Annotated in this window: 17 protein-coding genes; 2 read left to right on the top strand and 15 right to left on the bottom strand. The window is 65.6% G+C overall.

Annotation, left to right across the window (positions count from 1 at the left end; all coding sequences use genetic code 11):
- Window positions 1–242: 242 nt before the first annotated feature.
- Entirely contained in the window at window positions 243–1,298 is a 1,056-nt protein-coding gene (locus ABID37_RS05975) for a DUF7146 domain-containing protein (protein WP_354193255.1), read from the bottom strand.
- Entirely contained in the window at window positions 1,298–5,659 is a 4,362-nt protein-coding gene (locus ABID37_RS05970; RefSeq protein WP_354193253.1) for a strawberry notch-like NTP hydrolase domain-containing protein, read from the bottom strand. The genes ABID37_RS05975 and ABID37_RS05970 overlap by 1 nt, the downstream gene beginning before the upstream one ends.
- A 176-nt stretch (window positions 5,660–5,835) precedes the next feature.
- Between ABID37_RS05970 and ABID37_RS05965 the strand changes: the two genes are divergently transcribed.
- Together ABID37_RS05965 and ABID37_RS05960 are read left to right on the top strand one after the other, a co-directional pair.
- Entirely contained in the window at window positions 5,836–6,093 is a 258-nt protein-coding gene (locus tag ABID37_RS05965; protein WP_240578769.1) for a type II toxin-antitoxin system Phd/YefM family antitoxin, read from the top strand.
- On the top strand, window positions 6,090–6,479 hold the full coding sequence (locus ABID37_RS05960; protein ID WP_354193251.1) for a type II toxin-antitoxin system VapC family toxin: 390 nt from the start codon (window positions 6,090–6,092) through the stop codon (window positions 6,477–6,479). Before ABID37_RS05965 ends, ABID37_RS05960 begins: the two co-directional genes overlap by 4 nt.
- A 1-nt stretch (window position 6,480) precedes the next feature.
- Here ABID37_RS05960 and ABID37_RS05955 read toward each other — a convergent pair whose 3' ends face one another.
- From ABID37_RS05955 to ABID37_RS05895, 13 genes are all read right to left on the bottom strand, one after another.
- Complete coding sequence (locus tag ABID37_RS05955; protein ID WP_354193250.1) at window positions 6,481–7,125, bottom strand: DUF8835 domain-containing pootine; 645 nt, start codon at window positions 7,123–7,125, stop codon at window positions 6,481–6,483.
- Entirely contained in the window at window positions 7,118–7,534 is a 417-nt protein-coding gene (locus tag ABID37_RS05950) for a hypothetical protein (protein WP_354193249.1), read from the bottom strand. Before ABID37_RS05950 ends, ABID37_RS05955 begins: the two co-directional genes overlap by 8 nt.
- 63 nt (window positions 7,535–7,597) lie before the next feature.
- Window positions 7,598–8,017 (bottom strand): hypothetical protein, encoded by a 420-nt coding sequence (locus ABID37_RS05945; RefSeq protein WP_354193248.1) that lies wholly within the window; start codon window positions 8,015–8,017, stop codon window positions 7,598–7,600.
- A 51-nt stretch (window positions 8,018–8,068) separates the two neighbouring features.
- Complete coding sequence (locus ABID37_RS05940; protein WP_354193247.1) at window positions 8,069–8,626, bottom strand: hypothetical protein; 558 nt, start codon at window positions 8,624–8,626, stop codon at window positions 8,069–8,071.
- Window positions 8,627–8,832: 206 nt separating this feature from the next.
- Window positions 8,833–9,093, bottom strand: a complete 261-nt coding sequence (locus ABID37_RS05935; RefSeq protein WP_354193246.1) for a thermonuclease family protein — start codon at window positions 9,091–9,093, stop codon at window positions 8,833–8,835.
- 174 nt (window positions 9,094–9,267) lie between these two features.
- Window positions 9,268–9,432: a hypothetical protein gene (locus ABID37_RS05930; protein ID WP_354193245.1), complete on the bottom strand. Its 165-nt coding sequence runs from the start codon at window positions 9,430–9,432 to the stop codon at window positions 9,268–9,270.
- A gap of 396 nt (window positions 9,433–9,828) precedes the next feature.
- Window positions 9,829–10,125 (bottom strand): hypothetical protein, encoded by a 297-nt coding sequence (locus ABID37_RS05925; protein WP_354193243.1) that lies wholly within the window; start codon window positions 10,123–10,125, stop codon window positions 9,829–9,831.
- Window positions 10,122–10,388 (bottom strand): DUF6117 family protein, encoded by a 267-nt coding sequence (locus tag ABID37_RS05920; RefSeq protein WP_354193242.1) that lies wholly within the window; start codon window positions 10,386–10,388, stop codon window positions 10,122–10,124. Before ABID37_RS05920 ends, ABID37_RS05925 begins: the two co-directional genes overlap by 4 nt.
- Before the next feature lie 70 nt (window positions 10,389–10,458).
- Window positions 10,459–10,932, bottom strand: a complete 474-nt coding sequence (locus ABID37_RS05915) for a UCP036055 family protein (RefSeq protein WP_354193241.1) — start codon at window positions 10,930–10,932, stop codon at window positions 10,459–10,461.
- A gap of 98 nt (window positions 10,933–11,030) precedes the next feature.
- Entirely contained in the window at window positions 11,031–13,187 is a 2,157-nt protein-coding gene (locus ABID37_RS05910; RefSeq protein ID WP_354193240.1) for a ParB/RepB/Spo0J family partition protein, read from the bottom strand.
- A gap of 103 nt (window positions 13,188–13,290) precedes the next feature.
- Window positions 13,291–13,632 carry a hypothetical protein gene (locus ABID37_RS05905; RefSeq protein ID WP_354193238.1) on the bottom strand — a complete coding sequence of 114 codons (342 nt, stop codon included), beginning with the start codon at window positions 13,630–13,632 and terminating at the stop codon, window positions 13,291–13,293.
- A 54-nt stretch (window positions 13,633–13,686) separates the two neighbouring features.
- A complete protein-coding gene (locus ABID37_RS05900) occupies window positions 13,687–14,058 on the bottom strand; it encodes a DUF2958 domain-containing protein (protein WP_035029402.1) in 372 nt (123 codons plus the stop codon).
- On the bottom strand, window positions 14,055–15,017 hold the full coding sequence (locus ABID37_RS05895) for an ArdC family protein (RefSeq protein ID WP_354193237.1): 963 nt from the start codon (window positions 15,015–15,017) through the stop codon (window positions 14,055–14,057). The genes ABID37_RS05900 and ABID37_RS05895 overlap by 4 nt, the downstream gene beginning before the upstream one ends.
- Between the last annotated feature and the right edge of the window lie 43 nt (window positions 15,018–15,060).

The raw sequence follows: 15,060 nt of genomic DNA, 5'->3' as shown, positions 1-15,060 counted from the left end.
TATTTTGACTTTCGCGATGCAAAGGCGGGCCAAGACGGGGTCCCCACGCGACCTGTCGCGTGGGGTGGCTAGCCGCCGGCGGAAAATAGCCCGCACCCGGCCATTGTCTGCCCGGACCGTTTGTGGGCCGATCGCCCTCTGGGAAGGCCGTGGGCGTGGCCTCTCCGACAGACAGCGCAGGTGATGCATGGGGACGACGGGTGAAGGCGGACCGGAACGCGCCTCTCCCCCTACATCTCTCCTCACCCCTCCAGAAAGCGCGCCCTGTCTTCAGGATGAAGCTGAACGGCAAGCGCAACCCGCAACGCATCGGCGCCGGCTTCGCGAAGATCCTCGTTGAAGTCCCCACGCACCGGCGACAATGCCACGACCTCGATCCCGGCACTCGCGGCTCTGGTGATCAGGCTGTCGCGCGCATTGTCCCCGGCCGGGTCGCGATCCCTGAGGACATAGAGCCTGCGCAGCGACGGCGGGAACAGGATGGCGGCGAGATGCGCGGCTGAGAGCGCGGCCATCATCGGCATGTGGGGCAGAACCTGACGAGGCGACAGCACGGTCTCGATGCCTTCGCCCGCTGCGAGCACATCACCGGCGACGCCGAAGCGTACGCCGTGACCGAGAAGGTCGCCCATCGCCCGCCGCGGGGTTTCGACATCCGCTTTTGCTGCGCCGTCCGGGGCGAGCCCAGGATCGAGATATGTGCGGTGCGCTCCGGTCTGCCGCCCTGCCAGATCGGTCACGGCGGCAACAATCGCGGGCAGCATCTGCCGGGGCGCATGATCATCAGGTCTGTAATAGCACCGGGGATGGAAGCGCAGGCTGGCGGTTTCGTGCAAAGCCGTAATACCGCGACTGCGGAAATACGCTTCTGCGAGTGTGCCGCCGATCGGCTGCGACATGGCAAAGAGCCGCCGTGCGGCTTCAGGCGATCCCGACGCTCTGCTCGACGTCCTGCCGGTCGGCGTTCCCGGCTTTTCCGGTTCGGGATGCGGGAGCGAGAGGAAGCGACGCGCTTCCTCGGCCACATCCTTGAAGTCGGTCAGGCCGAGCGTCTCGCGGATGACGTCGAGAAGATCGCCATGCTCTCCGGTTGCGGAATCAGTCCATTTACCTGCAGCGCCCTTGCCGGATTCAGGGCCGGTCAGGCGCACGAACATCGAGCGGCCGGGGGTGTTCTGAACATCGCCCACCATCCAGTATCGTCCGGCACGGTGGCCGGACGACAGGTAGTGGCGGCAAACCGCCTCGGCATTGCGGCCGAGACGGGCTGCGAGATCGGAAGCATCGTGACGGGCCATCACGCCGCCTGCTCACCGATGCGCTCGACCGGCCAGCGGTCCAGCAGCTTGCCGAGCACGATGGTCCCGCTGGCGTCGACCGGCACGAACATGCGCAGCTTCCAGGAGATGATCTCGTGGAACAGGCCATAGGCGGTCAGGCGCGCGCGCATCGTGTCATCGAAGCCGGACAGCTCGATGCGGTTGACGCCCATGACGCGCGAGCGGCGAAGCTGAAGCCCTTCGGTGAGTTCGAGCACGGTGCGGCCGTCCATCAGCGCGGTGAAGGCGGCATCCGGCGTCAGCGCCGCCGTGCCGGTCGTCACCGCATTGGCCGCCCATGCCAGTGGGACCTTACGGCCGATGATGCGCTCGCCGTCGTCGGTCTGGAGGCGATAGACGCGCGACGATTCGTGCGGAAGCCGCTTCCAGATCGGCAGCAGCAGCCCGGCGACGATATGGATGGTGCTTTCGGAAAACTCCGGCACTTCCGCAAACTCAGCATTCCATGCCGACGCAAAAACTTCCCTGTCGGCCTCGACCCAATGGGTCTCTCCCATCATCTTGACCGGGATGTTGTGGCCGTCCATCGGTCGGATCAGCCGCACGCGCCGCTCGATTTCGCCATCGTCCAGCATGATGCTGGTGGTCGGGATCTGGACGGCGGCGCGGCCCGAACGCTCATTGATGAGGAGCTTGGCGCGCGGATCGTCGAGATGGTCGAGCGCGCCGTCCAGCGTAACCGGACGGTTGCGTTCGCGCTGCGTGATCGTCAGCAACCGGGTTTCCGCCCCGGTTCCCGGATGGGTGTAGATGGTCTGGCGGTCGGTGACGGTGAAGCGTTCCGCTGTCAGCGTCTCCAGCCCGACATCATAGCTGCCGCTGGCGATCGCGCCCTCGATCCTGGCGTTCAGCAATTGCTCGAAGGCGGCAAACAGGATGCCTTGAAGCTCGATGGTCAGCGCCAGCAGCCGATTGAGAAAGGTGGTGATGGGCGGCAGTTCGTCCTTGATGCCGGTCGAATCCATCAGCTTCAGGCCGGTGGCGGACTCGAAGCGGTCGAGCGAACAACCCTCTACCTTGCCGCGGACCAGAAGAAGATAGAGCTGGCGCAGCGCGTCACGGGCATAGGGGCTTTCCAGATTGTCCTCGGGCCGGAAGAGGCCCTGTCCGCCGGTCTGGCGCTGACCGCGCGTGATCGCGCCGAGCGTATCGAGGCGCCGGGCGATGGTGGAGAGAAAACGCTTCTCGGCCTTGACGTCGGTCGCGATGGGCCGGAAGAGCGGCGGCTGCGCCTGGTTGGTGCGATGCGTGCGGCCGAGCCCCTGGATGGCGGCATCGGCCTTCCAGCCCGGCTCGAGCAGATAATGCACGCGCAGCCTTGTGTTCCGCGCCGACAGCTCGGCGTGATAGCTGCGGCCGGTTCCGCCGGCATCCGAGAAGATCAGGATGCGCTTCTGGTCGTCCATGAACGCCTGCGTCTCGGCAAGATTGGCTGCGGCGGCGCGGTTTTCGACCACGAGCCGGTCGCCGGCGTCGCCGACGCCCGGCTTGCGGATGATGCGACGCGAGCGGCCCGTGACCTCGGCGACGAGATCGCACCCGAAATGCTGGACGATCTGGTCGAGCGCGCCCGGAACCGGGGGGAGGCTCGCCAGCTTCTCGATCAACGCCGTGCGGCGGGCGACCGCCTCGCGGCTTTCGACGGGCTGGCCGTCGCGGAACACCGGACGCGAAGACAGATTGCCCTCGCTATCGGTAAAGGGTTCATGGAGCTGCACTGGAAAGCTGGTTTCCAGATACGACAGGACGTACTCACGCGGAGTAATGTCCATGCGCACGTCGTTCCATTCCTCGGTCGGCAGGTCGGCCAGGCGGCGCTCCATCAGCGCCTCTCCGGTCGAGACGATCTGGATCACGGCGGCATGGCCCGCCTCCAGATCCTGGCTGATCGAGCGGATCAGCGTCGGGGTCTTCATGCTGGTGAGCAGATGACCAAAGAAGCGTTGTTTGGCGCTCTCGAAGGCCGAGCGCGCGGCGGACTTGGCCTGTTTGTTCAACGTGCCGGCGCTGCCGGCCGCACTGGTCGCACCAGTGATGTTGGTCGCCTCCATCGCCGCATCGAGATTGTTATGGATGACGGCGAATGCGCCGGCATAGGCGTCGTAGATGCGGGTCTGCTCGGGCGTCAGCGCGTGCTCGACCAACTCGTATTCCACGCCGTCGAAGGAGAGCGAACGGGCGGTATAGAGACCGAGCGCGCGAAGGTCGCGGGCCAGCACCTCCATCGCCGCGACGCCGCCGGCCTCGATCGCCTCCACGAACTCGGTCCGTGTCGAGAACGGAAAATCCTCGCCACCCCACAGGCCGAGCCGCTGCGCATAGGCAAGGTTATGAACGGTGGTGGCGCCGGTCGCCGAGACATAGACGACGCGGGCGTTTGGCAGGGCGTGCTGAAGGCGCAGGCCGGCGCGGCCCTGCTGGGACGCAGCCACGTCCCCCCGTTCCCCTTTGCCGCCGGCGGCGTTCTGCATCGCGTGCGCCTCGTCGAAAATGATCACTCCATCGAAGTCGGAACCCAACCATTGGACGATCTGCTTGACCCTGGAAACCCTTTCGCCGCGGTCGTCGGAGCGTAGCGTGGCATAGGTTGTAAACAGGACGCCTTCCGGCAGCGTGACCGGCTTGCCCTGCGGGAACCGCGACAGCGGCGTGACCAGCAGGCGCTCCAACCCGAGGGCCGACCAGTCGCGTTGGGCGTCTTCCAGGAGCTTGTCGGACTTGGAGATCCAGACGGCCTTGCGACGCCCCTGGAGCCAGTTGTCGAGAATGATCGCGGCGGACTGGCGGCCCTTGCCCACGCCGGTGCCGTCGCCGATGAAGAAGCCGCGACGGAAGCGGACGGCGTTCGTCGCATCTTCGCGCGCGGCGGAGACGAGATCGAAGGTCTCGTCCACCGTCCACGATCCGGCGAGATAATCGGCATGCGCCTCGCCGGCATAGATCACGGTTTCCAACTGTGCGTCTGAGAGGAGGCCATGGATCGCGCCCGGAAGATGCGGGCGATAGGCCGGCTTCGGCGGCGCGACGGAAGCCATCGCCGCCGACTGCACCAGCATGGTGCGATGCGCCTGAGAGCCGGGAATGCGGAGCGCCTGCAATCCGTATTCCTCGTAGATGGTATCGGAGATGCGGCCTTCCTCTGCGGGCGACCAATCGACGGTCTCGTAGTCGAGGGGTGCGCCTTCCGGTTCGGCCATCGCTGGGGCGGGAACGGCCTTGGCGACGCGGGCGAGATAGCCGCGCACGCTGCGGACAGCGGCTGGCGCAGCGGTGGGCACGGCGACGGCCGGATCGACGGGAAACCGGGCGGGCAGATACTCGGCGAGCCATCCGAGCAGCGTGGCGACGTCCGGTGCGACGCCGGGCGCCGCAGGGAATGCGGCAGGATCGTCTGCCGGGAGCTTGTCGATGACGGTGAGCCGCGTCGGATAGGTCGTGCCGTGCTTGGCATAGACCGAGCCGTCGATAGCGGCGGAGAAAACGACGCGGCCGCGCTCCTGCAGCCGCGTATAGGCCGAGGACCAGGCCGGGGCGTCGGGCGCGAAGTTCGCGCCTGTGATCGCGACGAGGCGGCCGCCGGGCGCAAGACGCGCCAGCGCCGAGGCGACATGGCGGAAGGCGGCATCAGCCACGCGACCCTCGACATTAGCCAAGACCGAGAACGGTGGGTTCATCAGCACAACGGACGGCAGAATGCCGGCGTCGAGATGATCGTCGATCTGCGCCGCGTCGTAGCGGGAGACGGACAGGGCCGGAAAGAGGAGAGACAGGAGACCGGCGCGAGTCTCGGCAAGTTCGTTGAGGACGAGCGAGCCGCCGACGATCTCGGCCAGGATGGCGAGGAGCCCGGTTCCCGCCGACGGTTCCAGCACGCGGTCTGCCGGCGTGATCGCCGCCGCCGTCACGGCCGCCAGGCCGAGCGGAATCGGGGTCGAGAATTGCTGAAAGGACTGCGTCTCTTCAGAGCGGCGCGTATGCGTCGGCAGGAGGCCGGCGATTTTGGCGAGCTGCGGCAGCACCGTTGCCGGAGATGCGGCTTTGCGGAAAAGCGCCTTGCCGTATTTGCGCAGGAAGAGGACGGTGGCGGCCTCGCAGGCATCGTAGGCCGTTTTCCAATTCCAGGCGCCGGTTGCGTCGGAGGCGCCGAAGGCCGTCTCCATCGCGCCGCGCAGCGCGGCGGCGTCAATGCGCTGGCCGTGTTCGAGATGAGGGAGGAGGAACTGCGCCGCGGCGAAGACCGCCGCAGAGATATCGGCATCGGGGGCGAGCGGAACCGGCACGGTGGCGGATGCCGCCGCAGATACGGAAATCATGTTCATGGGATAAGCCTCTGGAGAGCGGGTCAGGATCGCGCCCGCGCAGCGCTCTCTCTCTCTCGACCGCACAGGCTCAAACCCGTCCCGGCCTTCCTCTCCCTCTCACCCAACCATTGACTTGGACCATGACATGGACCACTTAGTGGAGCGAAACAGACAGATGTAAAGGAGCCTGCACGATGCGCGTATCCGTCAGCGACGCCAAGGGGCAGCTCACCGAGTTGGTGAAGCGCGCCGAAGCCGGGGATGAGGTCATTTTGACCCGTCGCGGCCATGAGATCGTGCGTCTCGTCGCCGTGGCTCCAGCGCCCGGACTGAAGGGCCGGCGCGCCTTGATGGAGAAGGTCCGCGCCACTGCCGCCGCCAAGGCGCTGCCGGGGCCGGACGCCGCCCGCAGCCAGGACTTTCTCTATGGCGACGACGGTATGCCCGCATGATCGCGGTCGATACGTCGGCTCTGATGGCGATCGTGCTGGGCGAGCCCGAAGGTGAAGCCTGCATGACCGCGATCGAGGAAGCCGAGCAACTGCTGATCTCGGCGGGAACCGTCGCCGAGGCCCTGATTGTCGCCGGCCGGCGCAATGTTGGCGAGGAGGTCGGAACGCTAATTTCCGGGCTGGGATTCGAGATTGTATCGGTGACGGCGGCTTCGGCCCGTCGGATAGGAGATGCCTATGGAAAATGGGGCAAGGGCATCCATCCGGCGTCGCTGAACTATGGCGACTGCTTCGCCTATGAGGTCGCCGCCGAACATGATTGCCCGTTGCTTTATGTGGGAGAGGATTTCGTCCAGACGGACGTGCGAGCGGCGTTGCAGCGTTAGCTCAGCCGAAGCGGCGTCCGGTTTCGGTGAAGGTGTATTCGTTGGCGACGATGGTCTCGTCCACCGTCTCGTCCGAGGTCAGGTATTCGTATTCGCGCTCAAGCTGGCGATAGAGCCAGCGGGCGAGATCGCGCAGCGCCTCCATGACGATCTCCTCGGCATCGGTCGTCATGTCCTGCCAGGTCGGGCTGTCGCGTTCGACGGAGATCGACATGCAGTATTCGTGATAATAATGGCCGCGATGGCTGGCCTCGGCGCGAAGCTGGTAGAAATTGGGGCGTTGGATCGCCTGCAAGGCATCCGCGACGCCATGCAGCACGGCGTCAAGCGGTGCATAGGAGCGGATCTCGGCGGTGGCATTTTTCCGGTAGGAGTAGAACCCCTCCCAGCACGCTCCATCCCCTTGCGACCAGAAGCCCGAGAAGAAGATGCGCGGCTCCTGCCGCGATCCACCGCCATACAGGCGCACGGTGCAGGTCTTGAAACGGATGCCGAGGATTTCCGCGATCCGCTGGAAATCCTCATAGACGGCATCATGCCAGTCGTAGTCGAATCCGCCTTCACGATACCAGGCGCGGGCCTTGTCCTTCGCCGCTTCCGAAAGCTCATCGAGCCGATAGACGGTGGTTTCGATGATCTCAGGCATAGGGATCGCCTCCCTCCAGCACGACGGAGAGCCAGCCGTCGGTATAGATCCAATCCACCGTATCGCCGGTCGCGAGGTCGATGACATGCGCGCCGCCGCCGAACCCGTCGACCCGAGGCTTCGAGCAGGTGGTGGCGTATTGCATCCCCCAGAGACCGATCAGGCCGAACTCTTTTGCGCAGCGGATCACAAACCGGATGACATGCTCGGGATCGCCCGTTCCATCATCGCGCATCCAAAGCTGCGTGCCGCCGTGCTCGGGCTGGATCGACAGCACAAATCCGTCGGAAGGCGGGTTTTCGGCGGCGTTCTGTTCGGACAGGATATTGTAGAGGTCGAGGGCGCGTGCAGCATTGTCGGGAGTGCCGACATCGAGCAGGCAGGAGAAATGGGTGAAATAGTCGGCCATGGCAGGCTCCTGAAACGACAAGGCCCGGCACGAGGCCGGGCTGTTTGAAGGAAAGGGAGAAAATCAGGCTGAAGGTTCGGGCGGCCCGTCAGGATCACGCGCCCCGGCGATGATGGCCTCGCCGCATGCGACGGCCCAGGCGGCGCGGGCGATCCATTCGTCCGAAGACCGACGGGACGACGTCACATCGGCAAGCAGCAGCTTCAAGAGCCCGTGCAGAAGCTCGAATTGCCCCGCCTTTCGCTGGATCGTCTCGCCGAATTGCGAGGGGATCGCAGCCGCAGTGCCGGTATATGCGGCGTCACGGCCTTCCCAGATGCCGGAGATGAACGTCTCGCCAGCGTCCTCGTAGCTTAGCTTCTCGCCATCCCAGTCGTCGTCCTCGATCGCGAGCCGGCAGGCATCGGGCACGGTCTTGGCAGAATAGGTGCGTTGCCGGTAGGCCGGCAGATGATAGGTGGTTTCGATGGTGTAGTCGGGCATGTCAGCCTCCTGAACGGCAAGGGCCGGCGTGCAGCCGGGGTGAAAAGGGGATCAGGCCGCCTGCGGAACCTGCAGAAGTTCGGCGGCGGTCTCGCGCCAGAAGGGATCGACCAGGCGGGCCTCGAGCAGGCAGGCGCGGTAGCGGTGATCGCGGGCGGATGCCGCGTCGCCGTGCCCGGATGCCGCGAAGGCCATGCCGCGCAGACGGCTGGCCTTGATGACGACGCGCCGGGCCTCGGCGTCGGAACCGACGGGCTGCCGCCAGAGAACGATCCCGGCGCGGACCTCTCCGGCAAGGACGAGGCGCTGGTCGTTGTCCTGAATGACCATGATGCGCGGGCGGGAGCGCAGCGTATCGTCGGAGCCGATGCGGACTTCGCCGCGCGCGACGCGCTGACTGGCGAAGATCATGGCGTCTTCGGGAGACGGGCACTCGCCGATGACGATCGTGCGGTCGAAACCATCGGGATCACCAAGACCATCGTAACGGGCGGTGCCGATGCAGGAGATGCGCAGGGGCAGCCTCCGGGCGTGGTGCGGCCGGGGCAGCACCTGCCGCGCGACAATTTCACCGATGGGAGCGAAAGCGGCCTGGCGTGATAGGGGCATGGGGAATACTCCGCGATAGGCGGCGGAAGCCTCTCTCCCGCCTGCAACCCGTCACGGCCAACCGGCCCGCACTCTCGCTCTCCTTCTGTGGGGGTGGATCAGCACCACGGTTCGCGGCGTCCTGCCCAGGTTCTCGCCAACCCTTCGCCGACGAGAACATCGCCGACGCCCTGCCCCTCGACGCGGATCGCGGCCAGGGTTCGGCCCTAACGGTCGGCGCCCTGACGCAGAACTTCGATCCGCTGGCCTTGCAGGATCTGCGCAAGCCTGACTTTCGCCTGCCGGGCAAGTTCGAGTTCATGCCTGCAGCGGGCCTCAAGCTCGGGCGCGTCGATGTTGAAGGTCCGAACCGATTCAGCTTGGCGCGTCGTGCCGAGTCGGATCGAATCGCCGTCCCAGACCCGGATTTCGGCCGGCTCGCAGGAGGCCGTGCAGAGCAGGACGGAAACGACGATATGTCCGAGCATGGCGAGAGCTTTCTTCTTGAGGGAGAAAAATCTGTGTGAACGCCGTTGGTTCTTTCCGACGCGTGCCGAGATCGCAATGCGTCCCGGTACGCAAGCGGCAATCGGCGGCGATTGACGGGAGAAAGGCCCGGCTGCGTTGGGCGCCGGGCCGTGGGAGTGAGGCGCTTTCGCGCCTCAGCTCCACGGATCGAGTTCCAGCTTCACCATCTCGTCGTCGCCATCGAATTCGTTGGCGGGCATGGCGCCGTGGGTTCCGTCCCCGGCCTGGAACACGACGATCGAGACCATCAGCGTGGCGGCGAGGCTGGCGGCGAAGGCGATGGCATCTGCGTAGGACATGGGTTCCGGCTCCTGTCTTTTGGAGGCGGGGGACCATCCCCCGCGCGACAGGCGCCCGAAGTGTCTGAACGGATCTGCAATCACCCTCGCGCGTTCGGACAACTCTTTTTAAAAGGGGGACCGAATCCGCGAGGGCGGCACGCTCGCGTAAGCCGACCCTTTAGGGTTGAGTGTAAAAGAGCCGGCTCGGACCAAGGTCGGCGAATGGAAGCGGGAGTGGTGTTCTGGCTCTGACAGGATGCCGGAAACCCGTTGCAGGTGCCGCCCTGCGCCAGTCTTTCCTCCATGCCGGTCTCAACCGAATCGGTGTTTCAGGCCGGGGACGGAAACCAGCCCTGCACGGCATCGCAAGCATGGCCGATGTTGGTGAACCTGAAACTCGACCGGGGATTATGGTCAGCTCCATTGCCCCTCGGCGATCTCACGAACGATGAGGGCGTGCGCCTTCAGCAGCAGATCATCGCCGCAGGTATCGATATGGGCGTAGAACCGGGCGCGCGCACCGCACCGGCTCCAGTCCGCATAGGAGCAATATTCGCGGGCATCGATGCGGAAGGCCCGCAAATCCTCGGCCCAAGGCGGCTTGGGTTCGACGACGACGGTGATGTCGTCGCGCGCCTCCTCCCACGGAAGCGAACGCTCCGAGGGAGGGTTGCGGCGGTCGTCGGCGAAGATTTCGTCAAGCGTCGTCATGACGCGCCGCCGTCGACGTTCCCGATGAAGCGGTCTGGATCTGCGGGATCGGGCGGGAGGTAGGCATCGTAAGGGTTGCCGTCGGCAAGATGACCGAATGGCGTCATGACGATATCGCCATCGTCTGCGCGGCCTAGGGCGCAAACGACATAGCGGCGTTCTCGGGTAATGGCGTCCAGACACTCCATGAGCGCAAGATTGCCGTCGCCGGCGGCGCGCAGCAGGGTGTTGAAATTGGTGCGGGCATGGTCGGGGATGGCCATGGCATTTCTCCGGAAACGAAAGGCCCGCCGTCTTTCGAGAGCGAGCGGGGTGACAGGACTGAAGGAATTTTCAGGCTGCCGCCCGACCTTCCACGACGTCGGCGCCGACCTCATCGGCCGTGATCTCCTCCAGGCTGCAACGGCTGTGTCCCGTCTTGGCCAGCCAGAGCTCGGCGGCTTCACGGTTCTCCGCCAGATGCAACAGTTCCTCCTCGTCGCCGATGGGATGAAGCACGCGGACCATACCGATCTTCGGCCGCTCGACGATCTCGAAGCCGAGTTCGCTGTCGACCGAATGAGTGCGCATGACGGTGACGAGGATTACCGAACCGGAAGCGAAGTCGCCCTCATGCAGGGTGATCGAGGCCGGCGCGGTGTAGGTCGCGCGCTCACGGCTGGGCTGCCTGCGCACGAGCCGGCCGACGCCGTTGCGGGTTTGCCAGGCGGCGAGCTTTTTGGTGAAGCGCGCAGGCGGTTTCGGCGCGCCGTCAAAATACCGGACCAGACTGCCGAGCGGGGCGTCATAAACATTGTATGCGGACATGTTCTGTCTCCTGAAACGAAAACGGCCCGGCGAAATGCCGGGCCTTGAGGTGGAAGAGAGTGAGGCGGGGCGACCGGGAGCCGCCCCGCTGGTGCAGATCACTCTGCTGCAACGAGGGTCGCCGGATCGTCGACCGTATCAGCCGCGACATCCTCATCGTCACCGGCGAGAAAGTCGGGCAGAGCCTCGATCTCGCCATCGACCTCGGCCGCGTCACCGTCGAGATCGACCAGACGCAGCGGCTCGGGCAGCCAGCCGGTATCGGCGAGCAGGCGCTCGGCTTCTTTGGCCATATCGCCCTTCTTCAGATGGTCGATGAGCTGGGCCGCCCGTTCCCCCGCGCCCTCACGCACCGCCGCGAGGATCTGGGTCTTGGTCACGCGCCCCAGATAGTTCTCGACCGTGGGCCGCCATCCCGCATCGACCACCATGTCGAAACCGGTGGCGCGGGCAATCCGGTCGGCCCCGGCGAGACGCCGATCGAGGCCATGCTGGGAAATACCGGAGGCGCTGTGGATGTTCGGACGCTCGTAAAGCGCATTGACGCCATAGCTGACGCAGTGGGCGAGAAGCGCCATCCGGCTCGCCTCGTCAAGCGCGACGATCCAGTCCCAGAGGGCCGATTCGTCGGACGGAAGATCCGCCTTCCACCCGTCGAAGCGCTCGCCGATCGCCTTGGCCGAGGGGCTGTCGGCAAGATCGGAGCCCTGCGAGGACAGATATCTGTGACGCACGGAGACTTCCAGGCATCCGGTCGGCGCGGAGTAATGATAGCGCTCCATCACCATGCGGTGGAGCAGCGCCGTCATCGCGACGTGCGGATTGTTGGCGAGCGCTTCCTGAAGGGCGACGGTGCGATGCGCCGTCAGTTCGATGACGAGCCGTTCCGGCAGCGGCTTGATCCCGCCATCGTCTTCGTCCTCCTCGACATCGGAAGGCTGGCCGCCGATGGTGATGACGGCGCGTTGCACCTCGCCGTCTGCGCCAGTTGCTGCGACTGCGACGGCGGTTTCGCTCTCGCCGTCCTCGGCATCGGCCACCGGCTCGTCCTCGGGCCGGACATAGCCGCGCTCGATGACAGGCTCGCCGTCGCGGTCGATGCTGATGAAGACGCCGGCGCGGGCGATCTCGGCAGGATCATAGATGACCGGGCGCTTTTCGAAGGCGTCCAGAGCGGCCTCGATCTCGCCCAGCCGTCGATCGATTTCCTCCGGCAGCTCGTCATGCTCCGAATATTCCGATTCGAGGTCGTCATACTCGTTGCGCAACGCATCGCGGGCGGCGCGCTCCTCGTCGGTGAGGTCGGGGAAACTGCCAGTGATCTCGCGAAGGCCGTTGTCGTATCCGTAGGGATGGCTGGTATCGACAGCGATCCACTTCCAGCCTTCGGCCGCCACGTCATCGGCAATCGTTTTCAGTTTCTCCGCGACCAGGCGGTCGAGAAGCGCCACGTCCTCGAGCCACCCGCCGTCGTTCTCGGAGAAGAGATCGCGCAGCATCGCGCCGCCGGCCTGCTCATAGGCGTCCACGCCGACGAAGCACACGCGCTTGTCGTCGGTCGGAACGGTGGTTTCGGTAAGGAGCTGGCGGACCTGCCAGGGCTGGACATTGTAGGATCGCTGGACAGCCTCCCAGACCTGTTCCTGGCGGGCATGGTCGGGATTGACGGTGAACGCTTCCAGCATCGCCAGCGTCATGCCGTTGCGCGCATAGACTTCCAGAAGCGCTGGTGAGACCGAGGCAAGGCGCATGCGCTGCGTGATGTAGCGCGGCGTGGTGCGCCAGGCGTCGGCGATCTCCTCCTTCGCCATGCCGTCGTCGAACATGCGCTTGAATGCCCGGAACTGGTCGAGCGGATGCAACGCCAGTCGCAGCGTGTTCTCCGCGAGCGAATCGTCGACCGCCGAGGTCTTGGCGTCGGCCTTCTTGACGAGGCAGGGAACGAGGCCGTCGGCTGGAAAGCGTCCGGCCTCGACCAGACGCGCGATCGCCCGGAAGCGGCGGCCGCCGGCCGGAGTCTCGAAATCGCCGGTCTCGTTGCCGTCGGCGTCGAGGATGGCGCGGACATTGATGCCCTGCACGATATCCTCGCGGCGGTCGATGTCGTGGGTGAGATCGTCGAGACCGGCCTCGACGTCGGTTTCGCGGACATTGCTGTCCGAGAGGCGGATGCGATTGAAGGGAATATCGCGCGAGCGCGAGAACACGATCATCGCGGCGGCGGGCTTCTTCGACTTCCTGGCAGCTTTGGCCATGGTGGTTCTCCGCGACGGGCGGCCGAGACCCTCTCTCGACCTTCCAACCCGTCACGAAATCCCCAGCCCCTCTCTGACTCTCGACCGGGCCGCGCGCGCGACGCTACCAGCCGTAGCGCTGCGGTCGCTCCGCATTCACCCGATATTTCCGGCGCAGCGTGAGGATCGCCGCCTCCTGCCGGTCGATCTTGCGCCGGAGCCGGTCAAGATCCGGCCCCGCGACCGCCATGAGACGATTCAGCACTCGCCGGTATTCCGCTTCGTCGGCGCCTGTCCAGCGGCTCATACGCCGGTGGTAGTGCCGGGATTTCGGGCGCAAACGAATGGTCTCGCCCTCGGCGCGATTGCTCAGTGCGCGTTCGGCAAGCGCGAGATTGCGCCGCGTATCCGCGAGCGCATCCTCCATGCGCGCCAGCAGCGAGCGCAGACGATCAGGAGGCATCATCGCGTGGCCCCCAGTCGTCAGGCGGGTTAGATCTATGCCGGCGGCGGAGGCGCATCAGACGCCCTCTCGCCGCTTACGCACCGCGGCATAGATGATCCGTTCGGCACTTCGGATGCTGCCGGCTTCCCGCGCAGCCTCTGCCCAGACCGAAATCGGAAAGACGCCGGAAAAGAGAATGTCGCGCTCGATACCAAGTCCGAAAGGCAGGCGCACCGAGGCCATCTCCTCGAGCGAGAAATAGCCAAGCTCCGGCTCGCCGAGATCGGCCAGACCAAAGAGGATGTCGCCGTCGGCATCGAGTTCGGTCGCCAGCCAGACGCCAGCGCCAAGCGGGTTGAAGAATTTGACGACCGGCACATGATCTGTGTCGCGCTGGCGGCCATTGGCGAGAAGCTGCGCGCGCAGCTCGTCCGTCAGGAGGATCATGCCGCCCTCCTATCGATGGCGGTCTCGGGCGCGGCTGGCAGCTGCTCGTCGTTCGGCAGGAAGGACAGCAGCCAGTCGGCCGCCTTGCTCGCCTGCGAGGCGGCACGCACGATGGCGCGCGAATCTTCGCGAAGCGCTTCAAGCCACGCCCCGATATAATCCGCGTGACGCACGGTCGGCACAATACCGAGGGCAGCGCAACTGTACGCCGCGATCAGTTCGGCTGTGATTTCTTCGACCGAATAGAGCTTGGTCCCGAACGAGCCGGACAAGTCACGGTTCAGCCGGCTGTGATGGCCGCTGGCGTGACCGAGTTCATGCAGCGCCGTGCGGTGCCAGTTGATCGGCTCGAAATACACTTGGGGCGGCGGGACCATCACATAGTCCTGGGACGGGACGTAGAAGGCCCGGTTGCCGCCGATACGGAAGTCGACGCCCGTCGCCCTTATCAGCGCCTCGACCCGCGGCTCGATCAGGTCGGGCGGTGGCGGCGGTGCGACTGTCGCGATATCGTCGGGCAGCCCGTCGCACTGCGCCACGTTGAATACCGTGTACCGCTTCAGAAACGGGATGGCATGGGCCTCGTCGCCGGTCTCGCGGGCACGACGCTTCTCGTCTTCCGGGGTGAAGCGGTCGGCATAGACGACTGTGGTGCCGCGCTCGCCTTTGCGGACATTGCCCCCAAGCGAGAGGGCCTGACGAAATGTGAGCCAGCCCTGGCTGGGGAAGCCGTGCTCGATGACGGCGCCCCAAAGGATGAGCACGTTGATGCCGCTGTAGGTGCGGGAGGTCGCGGCGTTTTTTGACAGGCCGAGCGGCGCCCTGGCGGCCGACGTACCCCAGGGCTGCACCCACGGCACGCGACCGGCCTCCAGCTCGGCGATGATTTTGGTGGTGATCTCGTCATAAAGGTTCGCCCGATCCGAGCCGGTGCGAACGCCGCGATCATGTCTGAACATTGCGGTTCTCCGCGACGGGCGCCGGAAGCCTCTCTCCCAGCCT

This window comes from Aquamicrobium terrae (assembly GCF_040545735.1).
In the GTDB taxonomy this organism is placed as follows: domain Bacteria; phylum Pseudomonadota; class Alphaproteobacteria; order Rhizobiales; family Rhizobiaceae; genus Mesorhizobium; species Mesorhizobium terrae_A.
The sequence above is the reverse complement of the archived record's forward strand: the minus strand, read 5'-3'. Positions and strand labels throughout refer to the sequence as shown.